This is a genomic window from Streptomyces sp. AC602_WCS936, from assembly GCF_019049125.1.
GTDB lineage: Bacteria > Actinomycetota > Actinomycetes > Streptomycetales > Streptomycetaceae > Streptomyces.
Genome location: NZ_JAGMUF010000039.1, coordinates 39,909 through 57,651 on the forward strand (window position 1 = coordinate 39,909; position 17,743 = coordinate 57,651).

General features: G+C 72.4%; 16 protein-coding genes and 2 tRNA genes. 13 read left to right on the forward strand and 5 right to left on the reverse strand.

Annotated elements, in window-relative coordinates; all coding sequences use genetic code 11:
- Nucleotides 1-123: 123 nt before the first annotated feature.
- A tRNA-Ser gene (locus KUM03_RS14765) sits at nucleotides 124-214 on the forward strand.
- A gap of 168 nt (nucleotides 215-382) precedes the next feature.
- Nucleotides 383-455 (forward strand) — tRNA-Arg (locus tag KUM03_RS14770).
- 138 nt (nucleotides 456-593) lie between these two features.
- Here KUM03_RS14770 and KUM03_RS14775 read toward each other — a convergent pair.
- The gene (locus KUM03_RS14775; RefSeq protein WP_308406320.1) at nucleotides 594-1,892 is read right to left on the reverse strand and encodes a hypothetical protein; all 1,299 of its coding nucleotides are present in this window, start codon (nucleotides 1,890-1,892) and stop codon (nucleotides 594-596) included.
- A 266-nt stretch (nucleotides 1,893-2,158) separates the two neighbouring features.
- On the opposite strand from KUM03_RS14775, the gene KUM03_RS14780 reads away from it, so the two are divergent.
- On the forward strand, nucleotides 2,159-3,643 hold the full coding sequence (locus KUM03_RS14780) for a penicillin-binding protein 2 (protein WP_217248572.1): 1,485 nt from the start codon (nucleotides 2,159-2,161) through the stop codon (nucleotides 3,641-3,643).
- A gap of 19 nt (nucleotides 3,644-3,662) precedes the next feature.
- Here KUM03_RS14780 and KUM03_RS14785 read toward each other — a convergent pair whose 3' ends face one another.
- The gene (locus KUM03_RS14785) at nucleotides 3,663-4,025 is read right to left on the reverse strand and encodes a helix-turn-helix domain-containing protein (RefSeq protein ID WP_217248574.1); all 363 of its coding nucleotides are present in this window, start codon (nucleotides 4,023-4,025) and stop codon (nucleotides 3,663-3,665) included.
- Between the two features lie 92 nt (nucleotides 4,026-4,117).
- On the opposite strand from KUM03_RS14785, the gene KUM03_RS14790 reads away from it, so the two are divergent.
- The 8 genes from KUM03_RS14790 to KUM03_RS14825 all read left to right on the forward strand — a co-directional run bounded on the left by KUM03_RS14790 (nucleotide 4,118) and on the right by KUM03_RS14825 (nucleotide 14,306).
- The gene (locus tag KUM03_RS14790; RefSeq protein ID WP_217248577.1) at nucleotides 4,118-5,005 is read left to right on the forward strand and encodes a DUF2797 domain-containing protein; all 888 of its coding nucleotides are present in this window, start codon (nucleotides 4,118-4,120) and stop codon (nucleotides 5,003-5,005) included.
- Between the two features lie 92 nt (nucleotides 5,006-5,097).
- Nucleotides 5,098-5,988: an amidohydrolase family protein gene (locus KUM03_RS14795; RefSeq protein ID WP_217248589.1), complete on the forward strand. Its 891-nt coding sequence runs from the start codon at nucleotides 5,098-5,100 to the stop codon at nucleotides 5,986-5,988.
- Nucleotides 5,989-6,100: 112 nt separating this feature from the next.
- Nucleotides 6,101-6,841, forward strand: a complete 741-nt coding sequence (locus tag KUM03_RS14800; protein ID WP_217248592.1) for a response regulator transcription factor — start codon at nucleotides 6,101-6,103, stop codon at nucleotides 6,839-6,841.
- Nucleotides 6,838-8,391, forward strand: coding sequence for a HAMP domain-containing sensor histidine kinase (locus KUM03_RS14805; protein WP_217248594.1), 1,554 nt, complete (start codon nucleotides 6,838-6,840; stop codon nucleotides 8,389-8,391). Before KUM03_RS14800 ends, KUM03_RS14805 begins: the two co-directional genes overlap by 4 nt.
- Nucleotides 8,392-8,405: 14 nt before the next feature.
- Complete coding sequence (locus KUM03_RS14810) at nucleotides 8,406-9,695, forward strand: bifunctional glycosyltransferase family 2/GtrA family protein (protein WP_217248598.1); 1,290 nt, start codon at nucleotides 8,406-8,408, stop codon at nucleotides 9,693-9,695.
- Nucleotides 9,692-11,833: a glycosyltransferase family 39 protein gene (locus KUM03_RS14815; protein WP_217248601.1), complete on the forward strand. Its 2,142-nt coding sequence runs from the start codon at nucleotides 9,692-9,694 to the stop codon at nucleotides 11,831-11,833. Before KUM03_RS14810 ends, KUM03_RS14815 begins: the two co-directional genes overlap by 4 nt.
- A gap of 57 nt (nucleotides 11,834-11,890) precedes the next feature.
- On the forward strand, nucleotides 11,891-13,402 hold the full coding sequence (locus KUM03_RS14820; RefSeq protein ID WP_217248604.1) for an MFS transporter: 1,512 nt from the start codon (nucleotides 11,891-11,893) through the stop codon (nucleotides 13,400-13,402).
- 145 nt (nucleotides 13,403-13,547) lie between these two features.
- Nucleotides 13,548-14,306, forward strand: coding sequence for a TetR/AcrR family transcriptional regulator (locus KUM03_RS14825; RefSeq protein WP_217248606.1), 759 nt, complete (start codon nucleotides 13,548-13,550; stop codon nucleotides 14,304-14,306).
- A 13-nt stretch (nucleotides 14,307-14,319) separates the two neighbouring features.
- Here the strand turns inward: KUM03_RS14825 and KUM03_RS14830 are convergent, their stop codons facing one another.
- Nucleotides 14,320-14,790, reverse strand: a complete 471-nt coding sequence (locus KUM03_RS14830; RefSeq protein ID WP_217248609.1) for a PPOX class F420-dependent oxidoreductase — start codon at nucleotides 14,788-14,790, stop codon at nucleotides 14,320-14,322.
- Nucleotides 14,791-14,825: 35 nt separating this feature from the next.
- Complete coding sequence (locus KUM03_RS14835; protein ID WP_217248611.1) at nucleotides 14,826-15,221, reverse strand: STAS domain-containing protein; 396 nt, start codon at nucleotides 15,219-15,221, stop codon at nucleotides 14,826-14,828.
- Between the two features lie 259 nt (nucleotides 15,222-15,480).
- Between KUM03_RS14835 and KUM03_RS14840 the strand changes: the two genes are divergently transcribed.
- Together KUM03_RS14840 and KUM03_RS14845 are read left to right on the forward strand one after the other, a co-directional pair.
- Nucleotides 15,481-16,185 (forward strand): ANTAR domain-containing protein, encoded by a 705-nt coding sequence (locus tag KUM03_RS14840; protein WP_254399359.1) that lies wholly within the window; start codon nucleotides 15,481-15,483, stop codon nucleotides 16,183-16,185.
- Nucleotides 16,186-16,203: 18 nt separating this feature from the next.
- Complete coding sequence (locus tag KUM03_RS14845; protein ID WP_217248614.1) at nucleotides 16,204-16,905, forward strand: GAF and ANTAR domain-containing protein; 702 nt, start codon at nucleotides 16,204-16,206, stop codon at nucleotides 16,903-16,905.
- On the opposite strand, the gene KUM03_RS14850 is transcribed toward KUM03_RS14845, so the two are convergent.
- Nucleotides 16,888-17,709, reverse strand: coding sequence for a YceI family protein (locus KUM03_RS14850; RefSeq protein WP_217248624.1), 822 nt, complete (start codon nucleotides 17,707-17,709; stop codon nucleotides 16,888-16,890). The genes KUM03_RS14845 and KUM03_RS14850 overlap by 18 nt on opposite strands.
- Between the last annotated feature and the right edge of the window lie 34 nt (nucleotides 17,710-17,743).

The window sequence follows — 17,743 nt, forward strand, 5'->3', positions numbered from 1 at the left end:
GTAAGGCTTTGCCCTGCGGCCCGCCCGCCTAGTACCGTAGGGGTCGATTGGTGACAGCGCGCTCAACTGTGTCATCATCGGCACGCACCGCTCGCGCTCGCACGCGAGACGGTGATGTTGTCTGGAGGCGTCGCCTAGTCCGGTCTATGGCGCCGCACTGCTAATGCGGTTTGGGGCTTACCCCCCATCGAGGGTTCAAATCCCTCCGCCTCCGCACCGATCACCGAAGCCCCGGCCCACTTGGCCGGGGCTTCGGTGTTTTCGCAGGTCACAAGGGGTGCGGTCAATGGATTTCACATGACGGCGGCAGTCATGTAATGTTCTTCCTGTCGCCGCGAGCGGGCCGAAAGGGCCGGGAGCGACGGTAGAACTGAAAAGACAAGCACTCGTAGCTTAACGGATAGAGCATCTGACTACGGATCAGAAGGTTGCAGGTTCGAATCCTGCCGAGTGCACATGAGACAGAGGCCCCGGAGAAATCCGAGGCCTCTGTCGTTGTGCCTTCGGGCTGTGCCTTCGGGGGTGTTCCTCTTTCCTTCGCCTCCCTTGGAGCAGGTCCGCCCGGGCCGGGCGGACCTGTTCGGTGTCCCGCGTCAGGCGTTGTCCGCGGCCCTGCGGCGGCGTACGGCGACGACCGTGCCGGCGCCGAGTGCCACGGCGACGGCGCTCGCGATGCCGAGCGGCGCCAGTGCGGGGGACGTGCCGGTCTGGGCGAGGGTGCCGCCGGTGCCGGTGGCCGACGTGCGCACCGTCTGCGTCGTCTGCTCCGGGGTGCCGCCCTGGGGGGAGGTGCCCGTGCCCGTACCGGTGGCCGGTCGCTTGTCGTCGTCCTTGTCGGGCTTGCCGGGGTCGGCCTCGTCCACCGGGCCGGGGTCGCTGTCCGCGGGCAGGAGTTCGAAGTCGTAGCGGTTCATCGGGCCCCGGACGCAGGGCTTGTACGCGCTGGAGGCGTCGGCGGCGAACAGGGCGAAGGCGTCGGCGGCCCCGGCACCGGAGGCGACCTTCATCCGCAGCTTCACGTCGCTGTGCTCGCCGGGCTTCATGGTGTCGACGGGGGCGATGTGCTCGGGCCGGTTGCCGCCCAGGGCCTTCCAGCCGGAGCCGTCGGACCACTTGACCTTCAGCGTGCTCTTCGCGCCGCTGTCCTCGCCTTCCACGTGCACGAAGGCCAGGGGGTCCACGTCCAGCGTGCGCTCGGACCCGTTGGTCACGCGCAGGGTGAAGTCGACGGTGGTGCCGGCGACGACCTTGGACGGCAACCCCACCGCGCGTGCGGTCAGTCCGTTCTCTCGGACGCATTCCTTCGCGGTGCCGAGCGCTTCCTCGGCGGCCTCCTTGGCCTCGAGGGCCTTTTCCAGGGCCGTCTGGAGCTTCCCGTACGCGCGTACCGCCGCCACCCGGGCGTCGTCCAGCGCGGTCTGGGCCGCCTCGGCGGCGGCGTCGGCCTCCTGCCTGGCCTCGACGGCCTCCGCCAGGTCGGTCTCGGCGGCCTCCAGGGCCTGCTGCGCCTCGGCCTTCTCGGCGTCGGTCCCGGCCGCCTCGACCGCGGCCCGCGCGTCCGTGACGGCCTTCTCGGCGGCCGCCTCGGCGTCGGCCGCGTCCTTGGCCGTCTTCTTCGCGGTGATCGCGGCCGCCTTGAGCGGGTGGGTCTCGGAATCCAGCGCCGCCATGGTGGCGTCGACCGTCTTCCTCCCCTCCTTCTCGGCGGCGACGGCGTCCTCGTACTCCTTGGCCGCGTCCGCGGCGGCCTTCTCCAACTCCGCGTACGTGGGCTGGTTCTGCGTCTGCGCCGCGGGTGTCCCGGCGGCGAACGCCGGAGCGGCGGTGAGCAGTACGACGGGAGTGGCGACCGCGACCGCGGCGGCCACGGACAGGGAACGACGGAGTCTCACAAATGGGCCCTTCATGGGGGAGAGACGGTGGGGGCCGGCCGCCGAGAGTGTGGGGGTCGGCCTGAATGTGTGATGAGTTTATGATCAACAGGGCCTTCCGTGCCGGGCAATACCGCGGCACAGGTCTGTCGCAGACGCGTCGCAAGGTCGCACCGCCCGGTGAAGACGGCCCGTGACTGTGTCTAGGGTGTGCCCATGTTGCGACGACGCGTCTCCATATCCGACAGGCCGACCGCCACCCGGCCGAGCCTCGACGGAGGCATCCGGTGAACAAGCCGCTGAGGGCCGTGGCGATCTTCTGCGGGCTGCTGGTGCTCGGCCTGCTGATCCGCGCGAACTGGCTGCAGTACGTCCGGGCGCCGGAGCTCGCCTCCGACACCAAGAACCGACGGGTGCAGATCGAGCAGTTCTCCACCCCGCGCGGCGACATCATCGTCGGCGGGCGGGCCATCACGGGCTCCACCGAGACCGAGGGCGACCTCAAGTACAAGCGCACCTACGCCAACGGGCCGATGTACGCGCCGGTGACGGGGTACGCGTCGCAGGCCCAGGGCATGACGCTGCTGGAGAAGACGTACGACGGCATCCTGACCGGCAAGGACGACCGGCTGGCGTTCCAGCGGTTCGCCGACGTCGTCAGCGGGGAGGGCCGCCGGGCCGGCTCGGTGGTCACCACCATCGACCCGAAGGCGCAGAAGGCCGCCTGGGACGGGCTGACCAAGCTGGAGGGCGCCCGGGGAGCCGTGGTCGCGCTCGACCCGAGCACCGGCAAGGTGCTGGCGCTGGTGTCGGCGCCCTCCTACGACCCGTCCACGTTCTCGGGCGGCACCTTCAAGGAGTCGGACCGCTTCGTCGCGCTCACCAAGGACAAGCGCAAGCCGCTCGCCAACCGCGCGCTGCGCGAGACCTACCCGCCGGGCTCCACCTTCAAGATCCTCACCGCGGCCGCCGCGCTGGAGCACGAGGTGGTCACCGACATCAACGCGCGCACGGACGCCGAGTCGCCGTACAAGCTGCCGCAGTCCAGCACCAAGATCGGCAGTGAGGCCGGTGACGCGGTCTGCAACAAGGCCTCGATGAAGGTCGCGATGCAGTGGTCGTGCAACAACGTCTTCCTCGACGCCGCGGCCAAACTGGGGCCGGAGAAGATGCGGGAGACGGCCGAGAAGTTCGGCTTCAACGAGGACGTCTACTCCGACGACTTCGGCGACCTGCTCGCCACCAAGAGCCTCTACCCCGAGGACCTCGACCTGCCGGGCACCGCGCTCACCGGCATGGGACAGGGCAGCCTCACCAGCACGCCGATGCAGATGGCCATGGTCACCGCCGCGCTGGCCAACGACGGCAAGCTGATGCAGCCCTACATCGTCGACGAGGTCAAGGGCCCGGACCTCGACACGCTGGAGAAGACCGAGCCCGCGGTGATGAGCGAGGCGGTCTCCGCCGAGACCGCGCAGAAGGTCCAGCAGATGATGGAGTTCACCGCCAAGGAGGGCAGCGCCAAGCGCGCCCTGATCGAGGGCATCACGGTCGGCGGCAAGACGGGTACCGCGCAGCGCGGTGTCGACGTGGACGAGAAGGTGCCCTACGGCTGGTTCGTCTCCTACGGCAAGAAGGACGACGGGTCCTCCGTCGCCGTCGCCGTCTTCATCGACCCGACCGACATGGACATCTCCCGATCGGACATCTCCGGTGGACGTCTCGGCGCGCCCATCGCCCGGGACGTCATGAAGGCGGTCCTCCAGCAGTGAGGCGGAGGGCGGTGGCGGGTCAGGCCCGGCCGGCGGCGTCGTACGCCTCGCGGGCCCGTTCCACCGCCGCCATCCGCCGCTCCGTCCAGCGGGCGAGGCCCCGGACCTGTTCGGCGGCCTCCCGGCCGAGGTCCGTGAGGGAGTAGTCCACGCGGGGCGGGATCACCGGCTTGGCGTCCCGGTGGACCAGGCCGTCGCGCTCCAGGGTCCGCAGGGTCTGCGCCAGCATCTTCTCGCTGACCCGGCCGATCTCCCGGCGCAGTTCGCTGAAGCGGTAAGGGTGGTCCAGCAGGGCGATCAGGGCCAGGGTGCCCCAGCGGCTGGTGACGTGCTCCATGACCAGGCGTTCCGGACACGTCGGGTCGCTTCCCATCATGCTCATACCGTACGTCGAGGCGGGCACTGTCTTCTGGTCAGTGCCCGCCTCGTCGCTGCCGGTGGCGTTGTCAGTGGTGCCGTCTACGCTCGGCGGGGATGGCACAGACGTGGAAGTGCTCGGGGCTGCGGTGGGCGGCGGACGGTCCCGTGCTGACGTGGGTCGGGGGACGGCGCAGTGCGCTGGTCCGGGGCAGGAGGGTGGCCTTCGGGGTCGTCGAGGGGGGTGAGCGGACATGCGTGGGGGCACGGGGGCACGCGTGCCCGGTGCGGGCCGGCGTGCCGGGACGGAGCACGGGGGCGCGGTGCGAGGAGTGCGCGCGGCTGGACCGGGCGCACTCCGTGGCCGCCGACACCATCGCGGACGATCCGCGGCCGTACCGCGTCTACCTGGCGTGGTTCGGGCCGGGCCTCGTCAAGGTCGGGATCACCGCGTACGAGCGGGGGGCCGCCCGGCTGCTGGAGCAGGGTGCCGTCTGCTTCAGCTGGCTGGGCCACGGCCCGCTGATGGCCGCACGGCGGACGGAGGAGCTGCTGCGGGCCGCGCTGGGGGTGCCCGACCGCGTTCCCTACGCACACAAGCGTGCGGTGCGGTCCGGGCTGCCCGGGTCGGAGGGGGAGCGGGCGGCCGAGATCGCGGAGCTGCACGCGCGGGCGGTGGCGCTGGGCGGCTGGCCTCAGTCGCTGACGCCGGCGCCGTTCCGGGGCGTGGACCATGCGGCCGCCTTCGGCGTCGCGGAGGGCGGGGCCGAGGGCCCGGGCGCCGTGGGGGAGGTGGCCGAACTGGTGGCGGGCGGTGCGATCGGGGGCGGGCTGGTGGCCGTCGCGGGGCCCGATCTGCATCTGGCGACGGAGCGGGGGGTGATCGTGCTCGACTCGCGGCTGATGACCGGGTGGGAGTTGGTGCCGGCCGGGGGTGAGCCGTGTGCCGTGCCCGTGCGGGAGTTCAGGGGCGCGGCGGCCGGGGTGCAGGACGGGCTGTTCTGACCCCTTGTCCCGGCCTCTTGTCCCGGCCTCTTGTCCCGGCCTCTTGATCCGGCCCCTTGTTCCGGGGGCGGGCCGGGCGGGATCGTGGCCCCATGAGTGATCACGAGGCCGGACAGGTCCGCCGGTTCTGGGAGGGGCTCGGGCTGCCCGGGCTGGTCGACGTGCACACGCACTTCATGCCCGAGCGCGTGCTGCGCAAGGTGTGGGGCTACTTCGACTCCCTCGGGCCGCTGACCGGCGGCGTCGAGTGGCCGATCACCTATCGGAGGGAGGAGGACGAACGGACGGCGCTGCTGCGGGAGTTCGGCGTGCGGTCCTTCACCGCCATGCTCTACCCGCACAAGGCGGGCATGGCCCGGTGGCTGAACGGCTGGGCGGTGGACTTCGCCCGCCGGACCCCCGACTGCCTGCACACCTCCACCCTCTTCCCGGAGCCCGGTGTCGAGGCGTACGTCCGCGAGGCGGTCGAGGCGGGGGCGCGGGTCTTCAAGGCGCACGTCCAGGTCGGCGCCTACGACCCGGCCGACGAGCTGCTCGACGGCGCGTGGGGGCTGCTCGCCGAGGCGGGGGTGCCGGTCGTGATCCACTGCGGGTCCGGGCCGGCGCCCGGCAAGCACACCGGGCCCGAACCGATCGCCCGCGTACTGGCCCGACACCCCCGGCTGCGGCTGATCGTCGCGCACATGGGGATGCCCGAGTACGAGGACTTCCTGGACCTCGCCGAGCGGTACGGCGAGGTGCGGCTGGACACCACCATGGCGTTCACCGACTTCAGCGAGCGGCTCGCCCCCTTCCCCCGGCGGGCGCTGCCCCGGCTGGCCGGCCTCGGCGACCGCGTCCTCCTCGGCACGGACTTCCCCAACATCCCCTACCCCTACCTGCACCAGCTGCGCGCACTGGAGCGGCTGGACCTCGGCGACGCGTGGCTGCGGGGCGTGTGCCACGACAACGGGGCCCGGCTGTTCGGGCTGCCCGGGCACTGACGGCGACCGGTCGCTCCGGCCGGGCGGTGCCTGGGAGGCCCCTGTGGGTTTCTCAGGAAAATCACAGCTTGGCGAAAGAGTGCTCTCAGAGCGCACCGCCAAGGTGTCCGGTATGACCACGACCTCGCCCCAGGGGCGCACCGAACTGCTGAGGCCGGACGGGAGCCCCGTCCGGGTGCTTGTAGTGGACGACGAGCTGTCCATCACCGAACTGCTCTCCATGGCCCTGCGCTACGAGGGCTGGCAGATCCGCAGCGCGGGCGACGGCCACGGCGCCGTCCAGGCCGCGCGCGACTTCCGGCCCGACGCGGTCGTGCTGGACATGATGCTGCCCGACATGGACGGGCTGAGCGCGCTGGGGCGGCTGCGCCGCGACCTGCCGGACGTGCCGGTGCTGTTCCTCACCGCCAAGGACGCGGTCGAGGACCGCATCGCCGGGCTGACCGCGGGCGGGGACGACTACGTCACCAAGCCGTTCAGCCTGGAGGAGGTCGTCGCCCGGCTGCGTGGACTGATCCGGCGCACCGGTGCCGCCGACCGGCGCTCCGAGTCCGTCCTGGTCGTCGGCGACCTCACCCTCGACGAGGACAGTCACGAGGTGACGCGGGGCGGCGACGGCATCCACCTCACCGCCACCGAGTTCGAACTGCTGCGCTTCCTGATGCGCAACCCGCGGCGCGTGCTGAGCAAGGCGCAGATCCTGGACCGGGTGTGGTCGTACGACTTCGGCGGGCAGGCCAACGTCGTCGAGCTGTACATCTCCTACCTGCGCCGGAAGATCGACGCCGGACGCGAGCCGATGATCCACACCCGGCGCGGAGCCGGCTACCTGATCAAGCCCGCGGTGGCATGAGCGGACGGCGGCGACCGCGTCCGCGGACCTTGCGGACGCGGCTCGTCGTCGCGTCCGTGGCGCTGATCGCGGTGGTGTGCGCGGTGATCGGCACGGTGACGACGGTGGCGCTGCGGTCGCACCTGTACGACCAGCTGGACAAGCAGCTGGGCGAGGTCGCGATGCGGGTGTCCGGCTTCGGCCCGCCCGGCGACGCCGGACCCGGTGACCTCCAGCCCGGCGGCGACGGCCCGCGGCGGATGGACCTGGACGAGTTCGTCACCCGCGGGCCGCAGCCGCTCGGCACGATCGTCGCCGAGGTCCAAGGCGGTGTCGTCGTCGACGCCAAGTACGGCGAGAAGGACGACGACAGCACCGACTTCAGCGGTATCAGTTCGGTAGCCCTCACCGACGCGGAACGCGCCGCGCTTGCCTCCGCACCCCGGGACGGGAAGACGCACACCGTCGAGATCGGCGACCTCGGCGACTACCGCGTGGAGTACAGGGACGGCTACTACGCCGCCGTCCCCACCTCCGAGGTCACCGGCACCGTCAACACCCTGGTCATCGTCGAGGCCAGCGTCACCGCCGCCGGACTCGTCGCCGCCTGTCTCGCCGGTACCGTCATCGTCGGTGTCGCCACCCGCCCCCTGCGCAGGGTCGCCGCCACCGCCACCCGCGTCTCCGAACTCCCCCTGCACGCGGGCGAGGTGAACCTCACCGAACGCGTCCCGGAGTCCGAGTGCGACCCGCACACCGAGGTCGGCCGGGTCGGGGCCGCGCTCAACCGGATGCTCAACCACGTGCACGGTGCGCTGCACGCCCGCCAGGCCAGCGAGACGCGGGTACGGCAGTTCGTCGCCGACGCGAGCCACGAGCTGCGCACGCCGCTCGCCTCGATCCGCGGGTACGCCGAACTCACCCGCCGGGGAGGGGAGCGGGTCGGCCCCGACACCCGGCACGCACTGGGCCGCATCGAGTCCGAGGCCGGGCGGATGACCGGGCTGGTCGAGGACCTGCTGCTGCTCGCCCGCCTGGACGCCGGACGGCCGCTGGAGTTCGGGCGGACCGACCTCGTACCGCTCGTCGTGGACACCGTCAGCGACGCCCGCGCGGCCGGGCTCGACCACAACTGGCGCCTCGACCTGCCCGACGAACCGGCGACCGTCTCGGCGGACGCCGCCCGGCTCCAGCAAGTGCTGGTCAACCTGCTGGCCAACGCCCGCAACCACACCCCGCCCGGCACCACCGTCACCGCGCGCGTGCGGCGCGACGGGGCGTGGCTGTGCGCGGACGTGGAGGACAACGGGCCGGGGATACCGGCCGGGCTGCTGCCGCACGTCTTCGAGAGGTTCGCGCGCGGCGACTCGGCCCGCTCCCGCGCCACCGGCTCGACGGGCCTCGGGCTCGCCATCGTGCAGGCCGTGGCGGCCGCGCACGGTGGCGCCGTGACCGTCGACAGCGTGCCCGGACGGACCGTCTTCACCCTGCGCCTGCCGGCCCTGGAGAGCACGCCGGCGCACTCACAGGCACAGCACAGCGTCACCACACGGGTGCGACAGGGGAGTTGAGAAGTGTCGGTCCCATGCGAACCGACTCTTCTCCCGGCTCCCTGCCGGCGCGGGAGCATCTCCCGGCCGCAGGAGCCGCTACGCCTGTCCTGGACGTAGTGGTCCCCGTCCACAACGAGGAGAAAGACCTCCGGCCGTGCGTCCTGAGGCTGCACGACCACCTCACGCGGACCTTCCCGTACGGCTTCCGCATCACGGTCGCGGACAACGCCTCCACCGACGACACCGCGCACGTGGCCGCCCGGCTCGCGGCGGAGCTGCCCGAGGTCACGGCCCGCCGCCTGGAGCGGAAGGGGCGGGGCCGGGCCCTGCGCACCGTCTGGTCGGCCTCGGACGCCCCCGTCCTCGCCTACATGGACGTCGACCTGTCCACCGACCTGAACGCCCTGCTGCCGCTGGTGGCGCCGCTGATCTCCGGTCACTCGGACCTGGCGATCGGCTCCCGCCTCGCCCGCAGCTCACGCGTGGTGCGCGGCGCCAAGCGGGAGTTCGTCTCCCGCTCCTACAACCTCATCCTGCGCGGCTCCCTCCAGGCCCGCTTCTCCGACGCCCAGTGCGGCTTCAAGGCGATCCGCCGGGACGTCGCCCAGGTGCTGCTGCCGCTGGTGGAGGACACCGGCTGGTTCTTCGACACCGAGATGCTGGTGCTCGCCGAGCGCGCCGGGTGCCGCATCCACGAAGTGCCGGTCGACTGGGTCGACGACCCCGACTCGACCGTGCACATCGTGCGGACGGCGACCGACGACCTCAAGGGCGTGTGGCGGGTCGGCAAGGCCCTGGCCACCGGTTCGCTGCCGCTGGACCGGCTGGCCCGGCCGTTCGGCGACGACCCGCGTGACCGGGAGCTGACCGGCGTACCGCAGGGCCTGGCCCGGCAGCTCGTCGGCTTCTGCGTCGTCGGCGCCCTGTCCACACTCTTCTACCTGCTGCTCTACAGCGGCTTCCGCCTCTTCGCCGGTGCGCAGCTCGCCAACGCGCTCGCCCTGCTGGTCTCGGCGGTCGCCAACACCGCCGCCAACCGGCGGCTGACCTTCGGCGTGCGGGGGCGGGGCGGTGCGGTGCGGCACCAGGCGCAGGGGCTGGTGGTGTTCGGCATCGGTCTCGTATTGACCAGCGGTTCGCTCGCCGCCCTGAACGCGGCGACCGCGGACCCCGGCCACTCCACGGAACTGGCGGTGCTGATCGCCGCCAACCTCGCGGCCACCGTGCTGCGCTTCCTGCTCTTGCGCGCCTGGGTGTTCGCGGACTCGACGCGGTCGGCGACCGAGCCGGGGGACGGAACCGACCTGAGGGACGGACGATGACGACCCACCACGGCCTGCGGCGGGGCCCGTGGCGGTACCTGTGTAAGGGCCGGTGGAGGGGCCTGTGGAGAGGCCGCCCCGAAGACCCCCGATGGGTGCGCCCGGCCTTCCTCGGCCTGCTGCTCGCCACCGCGGTGCTGTACCTGTACGACCTGAGCGCCTCCGGCTACGCCAACTCCTTCTACTCGGCGGCCGTGCAGGCGGGCAGCCAGTCCTGGAAGGCGTTCTTCTTCGGTTCGCTCGACGCGGCCAACGCCATCACCGTCGACAAGCCGCCGGCCGCGCTGTGGCCGATGGCGCTGGCGGTCCGGATCTTCGGGCTCGGCTCCTGGGCGATCCTCGTCCCCGAGGTGCTGATGGGCGTCGCGACGGTCGCCGTCGTGTACGCGGCCGTGCGCCGCCGGTCCGGCCCCGCGGCCGGGCTGATCGCCGGTGCGGTGCTGGCCCTGACGCCCGTCGCCGCGCTGATGTTCCGCTTCAACAACCCGGACGCGCTGCTCGCGCTGCTGATGTCCGTGGCCTGCTACCTCGTCGTCCGCGCGCTGGAGGACGGCCGGACCAAGTGGCTGGTGTGGGCCGGCGTCGCGATCGGCCTCGCCTTCCTGACGAAGACCCTCCAGGCGTTCCTCATCCTGCCCGCCCTCGCCCTCGTCTACGGCGTCTGCGCGCCGGTGCGGCCGGGGAAGCGGCTCGGGCAGCTCGCGCTCGCCACCCTCGCGATCGTCGTCTCCGGCGGCTGGTGGGTGGCGGTCGTGGAGCTGTGGCCCGCGTCGTCCCGCCCGTACGTCGGCGGCTCGCAGAACAACAGTTTCCTGGAGCTGACCTTCGGCTACAACGGCCTGGGCCGGCTCAACGGCGAGGAGACCGGCAGCGTCGGCGGCGGCGGTGGCCCCGGCGGCGGCAGCGGCGGACAGTGGGGCGAGACCGGCTGGGACCGGATGTTCAACTCCGAGATCGGCGGCCAGATCTCCTGGCTGCTCCCGGCGGCCCTGATCCTGCTGGCCGCGGCGCTGGTCGCGCTGCGCCGCGGCGGCCGTACCGACGCCGCCCGCGCGTCCCTCCTGGTCTGGGGCGGCTCGCTGCTGACGACCACGGCCGTCTTCAGCTACATGGCGGGCATCTTCCACCAGTACTACACGGTCGCCCTCGCGCCGTACCTCGCCGCGGTGGTCGGCATGGGCGCGGCCACGCTGTGGGAGCGGCGGGAGCGGGCCTGGGCGTCCCTCGCGCTGGCCGCCGCGGCCACGGCGACCGCGGCCTGGGGGTATGTGCTCCTCGACCGCACGCCCGACTACCTGCCGTGGCTGAAGTGGCTGGTCCTCGTCACAGGCCTGGCCGCCGCGCTCGGGCTGGTCTTCGCCGGGCGGCTGGGGCGGCGGGCGGCGCTCGCGGCGGCGGGGCTGGGGATCGTGGCGTCGCTGGCCGCGCCGACGGCGTACACGCTGAGCACCGTGCGGGAGGGACACAGCGGCTCCATCGTCACGGCCGGTCCGTCCGGCGCGAGCGTGATGGGCGGCGGGGGACCTCCGGGCGGTGGGGGTGGCGGTGGCCGGGGCGGTGGTCCGGGTGGCGGCGGCTTCCCCGGAGGCGCACCGGGCCAGAACGGCCAGACGGCCCCGAACGGCCAGACGGCCCCGAACGGTCAGACGCCCCCGAACGGCCAGACGCCCCCGAACGGCCAGGCAGCCCCCGGCGGTCAGCCAGACCCCGGTGGCCAGAACGGCCGGACCGGCGAGGCCGGCGCGGGCGGAGGCGGCGGCATGGGCATGGGCGGCCTGCTCAACGGCGCCCAGGTCGGCACCGAGGCGAAGAAGCTGCTGGAGACCGACGCCGACGACTACACCTGGGCGGCCGCCGCGGTCGGCTCCCAGAACGCCGCGAGCTACCAGCTCGCCACCGGTGAGCCCGTGATGGCGATCGGCGGCTTCAACGGCACGGACCCGTCGCCGACCCTCGACCGGTTCAAGGAGTACGTCGCGGACGCCAGGATCCACTACTTCATCGCCGGCGGAACGGGAGGAGACATGGGCGGCGACTCCGGCACCTCGTCGCAGATCGCGTCCTGGGTCGAGGCCAACTTCGAGGAGGTCACGGTCGGTTCGGCCACCTTCTACGACCTGACCCGACCGACCGCCTGATCGGACGACGAATTGCTCAGCTGTACAGCGTATAGGAAGCCCTATACGCTGTACAGCATGACGACGTCCTCCCCCGAACAGGAACAGGAACCCGGCCGGGCGCCGACCGCGCCCGCCGTCCAGGGCCACCCGCAGCGCTGGCTGATCCTCGGTGTCATCAGCCTCGCCCAGCTGACCGTGGTGCTGGACAACACCGTGCTGAACGTGGCCATCCCCTCACTCACCGACGAGTTGGGCGCGGCCACCTCCGACATCCAGTGGATGATCAACGCCTACTCACTGGTGCAGTCCGGCCTGCTGCTCACCGCGGGCAGCGCCGCCGACCGCTACGGCCGCAAGAAGATGCTGACCGCGGGCCTGGCACTGTTCGGTCTGGGCTCACTGGCGGCGGGCCTCGCGGACAGCACCGGCCAGCTGATCGCGGCCCGCGCCGGGATGGGCGTCGGCGGCGCGCTGCTGCTGACCACCACCCTGGCCGTGGTCATGCAGATCTTCGCGCCCGAGGAGCACCCCAAGGCGATCGGCATCTGGAGCGCGGTGAGCGCGCTGGGCTTCGCCTGCGGGCCGCTGATCGGCGGTTTCATGCTGGACCACTTCTGGTGGGGCGCGATCTTCCTGATCAACCTGCCGGTCGTGGCGCTGGGCCTGGTCGCGGTCGTGACCCTGGTCCCGGAGTCGAAGAACCGGCAGGGCGACCGTCCCGACCTGCCGGGTGCCCTGCTCTCCACGATCGGCATGGCGGCGCTGGTCTACGCGATCATCTCCGGCCCCGAGCACGGCTGGACCTCCGGCCGGGTCCTGGCCACGGCGGCCGTCGCGGTGGGGGTGCTCGCGCTCTTCGCGTACTGGGAGAGCCGCATCCCGTATCCCATGCTCGACCTGGCCTTCTTCCGCAACCAGCGGTTCACGGGCGCGGTCGCCGGGCTGATGCTGATCACCTTCGGTATGGGCGGCGCGCTGTTCCTGCTCACCCAGCACCTGCAGTTCGTGCTCGGGTACGACCCGCTGGAGGCGGGGCTGGCGACCGCGCCGCTGGCGGCGACGGTGGTGGTCCTGAACTTCTCCGGGATCGCGGCCAAGTGGCTGGTCAAGCTGGGTACGCCGGTGGCGGTCATGCTGAGCATGGTGCTGATGTCGGCGGGCCTGGTGGCCATCGCCACGCTGACCGGCGTCGGCTATCCGGGCACGCTGCTGGGGCTGCTGCTGATCGGCGTGGGGTGCGCGCTCGGCAACCCGGCCATGGCGCACGCCATCATGAGCTCGATCCCGCCGGCCAAGGCGGGCGTCGGCGCGGGGATCAACGGGACGCTCGCGGAGTTCGGCAACGGGCTGGGCGTGGCCGTGCTGGGCGCGGTGCTGAACTCGCGGTTCGCGGCGCTGGTGCCGGTCGCGGCGGCGTCGTTGCCCGCGGCGCTGGCCTCGGCGGAGGGGGAGGCGGAGCGGGAGCGGGTCGTCGACGCGTTCTCCTCCGGGTTGGAGAGCAGTCAGTTGGTGGGGGCGGTGGCCGTGCTGGCCGGCGGGGCGGTGGCGTCGGTGTTGTTGCGGAGGGCGGAACGGGCGGGCGCCTGAAAGCTCGGGGGTGGGAGTGTTCGCGCGGCTGCGGGCTTCGTCGTGGCTGGTCGCGCCCGCACGGCGGAGCCGTACATTGACGCTGTCCCGCGCCCCTGGAAGGGGCGCCTAGCATGACCGGCATCGGTGAGCGAGGTAGGTGCGTATGGCGAAGGCGGGTCGGGGAGCGCGGGCCAGTGTGTGGCTGGTGGGCGAAGGCCGGCGTGGCGGGCGGCGTGGCGGTCAGCCGTCGGGGCTGGACCGGGAGCGGATCACCGAGGTCACGGTGCGGCTGCTGGACGCCGAGGGGCTGGCCAAGTTCTCCATGCGCCGCCTGGCCGCCGAGCTGAACGTCACCGCCATGTCCGTCTACTGGTACGTCGACACCAAGGACGAACTGCTCGAACTCGCCCTGGACGCGGTCTTCGGCGAGCTGCGCCCCCTCGACCCGGAGGCCGAGGGGGACTGGCGCGAGCAGCTGCGCGCACTGGCCCGGGACAACCGGTCACTGCTGGTGCGCCACCCGTGGATGTCCCAGCTGGTCGGCACCTACCTCAACATCGGTCCGCACTCGATGGAGTTCTCCCGCGCGGTGCAGGGCGTGATGCGGCGCAGCGGACTGCCCGCGCACCGGCTGACCGGGGCGATCTCGGCCGTCTTCCAGTTCGTGTACGGCTACGGCACCATCGAGGGCCACCTCTTCGCCCGCGCGGCCGACACCGGAATGAGCCCGGACGAGTACTTCCAGGACTCCATGAACGCGGTGGCCGAGTCGCCGGACACCGCCCCGGACGTCATCGCGGAGTCCCGGGCGATCATGTCGGCCCGCGGCGGTGAGACGGTCGCCGAGATGCTGGACCGGGACTTCGAGTTCGCGCTGGACCTGCTGGTCGCGGGCGTCGAGGCGATGGTCGAACGGGGCTGACCCGCCCCGGACGTCAGCCGTCCGACGCCAGCCGCGCCGGGAAGCCCCCCGTGGCCACCGGTCCCCACTTCTCCGGCGTCACCCGGATGATCGACTTGCCCTGTGCCACCATGGCCCGCCGGTACTCGTCCCAGTCGGGATGCTCGCCTGCGATGTTGCGGTAGTACTCCACGAGCGGCTCGACCGATTCGGGGCTGTCGACGACCTCCGCCGTGCCGTCGATCTGGACCCAGGGGCCGTTCCACTCGTCGCTGAGCACGATGACGCTGACCCGCGGATCGCGATGCGCGTTGCGGGTCTTGGCCCGTTCGGGGTACGTCGAGACCACGATCCGGCCCGAGTCGTCGACCCCGCAGGTCAGCGGCGACCCCTGCGGGCTGCCGTCGGCCCGGCGGGTCAGCAGGATCGCCCGGTGCCGGGGGCGTACGAAGTCCAGCAACTCGTCGAGGGAGACGCGGGTGTTCGTCGCGATGTTCGGTGCCATGCGGTCACCCTAGAGGCTGTCACACGCTGTCCCCTCTAGGCCGTGCTCCCGCTTCCGGGCCCGCTCGCCGCACCGCTCTCCTGGCGCAGCGCCTCCGCGAGGTTGTCGTACACCGGCACGTCCCGGCGCAGCCCGGACAGCTCCAGGACCCGGCTGGGCACGCCCTTCGGGGCGGCCACCACTCGCAGCCGGGCGCTGCCGGGCAGGCGGCGGCGCACCTCGTCGAGGAGGCGGACGCCCTGGGAGTCCATGAAGCGGGTCGCCGTCAGGTCCAGGACGAGGACGCGCAGGCCGGCCGAGTGGTGTTCCACGGCGGTCATGATCAGGGGGAGCAGCCCCGTGGCGTTGCAGAAGTCGATGTCGGGGGGCAGCGCGAGTACGGCGCAGCCGGGTGGATCACACGGCTCGCAAGGTCGGGGTTGGAAGGTCACGGCACTCACCTGCAGACGTCCGTCCGGCTTCCGGGAAGGCCGCTTCCTGACCCGTGCCCCATTCCATCACGCCGTCGCGAGGATGGGGAAGGCGCCTGCTCGGTCCGTCGACCGGGCGTCACCGGAGCGCAACCGAGCAGCTAGAGTGCTGTCCGTCCTGTGCTCGCAGTCAGGAATGTGCTGCGGAGCTCTCCTGCGCACGGCCACCGGGTCGTGCACGCCGAAGAGGTTCGTGGTGGCTGCGTCCGAATTTACTGATTTGCCGCGTTTTCCGGTGGGCTTCGAGCTGGCCGAGACCCTGACGTCGGCGGCCCGGCAGCTGCATGGAACGGGCACCCCGGACGACACCCTGAGCGCCGCGGTCCAGCTGGCGGTGCGCCTGCTGCCCGGCGCCGAGCACGCCGGCATCTCGGAGATCCAGCGCGGCCGGCTGCGCACCCTCGCCTGGACCGACGAGGCCGTACGCTTCGACGCCGACTCCCGGCACGGGGGCCGCGAGCCGCACCCGGACTGGGACCGCCTGTGGACCACCCCCGTGGTCCGGACGGACGACAGCGAGGCGGACGGCGGCGGCAACGCCCTCTCCGGTCTCGGCCTGCGTTCGGCCCTGTCGCTGCGGCTGCGCGCCGACCGGCGCCGCCTGACCGTGCTGACGGCCTACGCCCGTAAACCGCAGGCCTTCGACGAGGACGCCACCCGCATCGGCCGCCTGTTCACCGCGCACGTCTCCCTCGCCCTGGACTCGGCGACCGTGCGGGAGCAGCTCACCGAGGCCATGCGCACCCGGGACCTGATCGGCCAGGCCACCGGCATCCTCATGGAGAGACTGGACATCGACGCGGCCGGCGCCTTCGACTCCCTGGTGAAGGCCTCCCAGCGGGAGAACGTGAAGCTGCGCGACCTCGCCCGCCGCATCGTCGACGCGACAGGCGGCGCGGGCGGCCGAGGCGTGACGGAACGCTGACGGGATATCCGTACGTGCATGACCTCGGAGACCTCTGACACGCTCGACCAGGCGATAGCCCGCAGCCAGGGTCTCGACACCCTGCTGCGCGACCTGACCGACCGCGCCGTCGGCCAGGTCCCCGGCGCCGTGGCCTGCTCGGTCACCGTGCGCCGCGCCGACCGGCTGCTGACGCTGGCGGGGAGTTCCGGGCTGCCCAGCGGCCTCGATCTCCGGCAGTACGAGAACGGCTCGGGGCCGTGCGTGGACGCCGCCGAGACGGAGAGCCCCCGCTACTCCCCCGACCTGGCCACGGAGACCCGCTGGCCGTCGTACACCGAGTACGCGCTGGCCACCGGCGTGCGCTGTGTGCTGGCGCTGCCGATGGCCGTCGAGGGCGAGACGGGTGCCGCGCTCAACTTCTACGGCATGGAGCCCGACTCGCTGGCCGAGGGACGCGAAGCGGCCCGCGCCTTCGCGGAGCGGGCCGCCGACGCGGTGAACGAGGCCCTGCGCCTGGAGCGGCAGCGGGCCTCGGCGGCCGACGTGCGCACCGCGCTGCTCTCCCGCAGCGTCATCGACCAGGCGGTCGGCATCCTCATGGCCCGGGAGCGCATCGACGCCCACCGGGCCCTGGCGCGGCTGCGCCGTGCCTCGCAACACCGGAACATCAAGCTCCGGGACCTGTGCGGCGAGCTGGTGGCCCAGGCGTCCGGCGGCGCCTCACGCGGCCGGCAGTGACTCCCCCTGGACCGCCTGGATGTCCAGCTCGACCCTGAGGGTCGTGCCGATGGCGGCGATGCCGGCCTGGAGGACCTGGTTGTAGTTCATGGCGAAGTCCTCGCGCCGCAGCTCCGTGGTGGCGCGGAACGCCGCCCGGGTGCCGCCCCACGGGTCGGCGCCGGTGCCGAGGTAGGCCAGGTCCAGGTCGACCGGGCGGACCACGCCGTGCAGGCCCAGCTCGCCGTGGACGGTCCAGCGGTCGGGGCCGGCCTCGGTGACGCCGGTGGAGCGGTAGGTGATCTCCGGGTACCGCTCGGTGTCCAGGAAGTCGGCGGAGCGCAGGTGGGTGTCGCGCATGCCGTTGCCGGTGTCGACGGAGGCCGCCCGGATCACCGCCTCGACCCTGGACTTGGTCACGTCGTCCGGCGCGATCTCGACCGTGCCGGCGAACTCCGTGAACCGGCCGTGCACGCTGGAGATGCCCAGGTGCTGGGCGACCGCGGCGACGCTGGAGTGCGCCGGGTCGATGGTCCACGGCCCCGGCGGCGGCAGCTCGCTGCCGCCCTGGCGGGCCAGCGTCACGGTGCCGACCTCGGCCCGGCCGCCGGCGGTGACGATCGCGCTGGACGCGGCCGGCGCGTAGCCGACGGCGGTGACGATCACGGTGTACGCCCCCGGCGCCAGCGCGGTGGTGTCCCGCACGGTGCCCTCGGTGTCCGCCTCGGCGCGCAGCACCTGCGTGCCGGTCATGTCGGTCACCGTGACGACCGCGTGCGACACGGCCCATCCGTCCCGCGTTCGGATCCTCGCGGTCAGTCCCATCCCGTTTTCTCCCTGCAAAGGCTCAGAAAGTGGT